The organism is Mycobacterium sp. UM_Kg1 (genome assembly GCF_000972925.1).
In the GTDB taxonomy this organism is placed as follows: domain Bacteria; phylum Actinomycetota; class Actinomycetes; order Mycobacteriales; family Mycobacteriaceae; genus Mycobacterium; species Mycobacterium hiberniae.
Map to the genome: position 1 here is coordinate 1 of NZ_JRMK01000366.1, position 342 is coordinate 342.

A 342-nucleotide genomic window follows, 5' to 3' on the forward strand; every position below is an offset into this window, starting at 1 on the left:
CCTCCCGCAGGGCGTCCTTCTCCAGCTCGGCCTCGGCCAGCAGCCGCTTCAACCGAGCGTTCTGCTCGCGCAGCTGTTTGAGTTCCTTGGCGGCGTCGGTGTCCATTCCGCCGTAGGTGCGGCGCCAGTTGTACAGCGTGGCCGCCGACACCCCCAGCTCGGCGGCGATCTCCTCACCGGTCCTGCCCTCGGCAGCCAGCTCATCCGCCCGGCGCAACTTGCGCACGATGTCCTCCGCGGAATGCCGCTTACGACCAGCCATGTTCTCCATCGTCCCTTCCAGCCCAACCTCGGGCTACAGGACTCTAAAACCAGCCGGTCTCATCCATGGGGAACATGCCA

At 66.1% G+C, this 342-nt stretch carries 1 protein-coding gene; it reads right to left on the reverse strand.

The window, feature by feature from the left end; all coding sequences use genetic code 11:
• The coding region (locus tag LI92_RS24475; protein WP_046322687.1) for a transposase at nucleotides 1–262 on the reverse strand (262 nt) is incomplete at its 3' end.
• Nucleotides 263–342 lie beyond the last annotated feature (80 nt).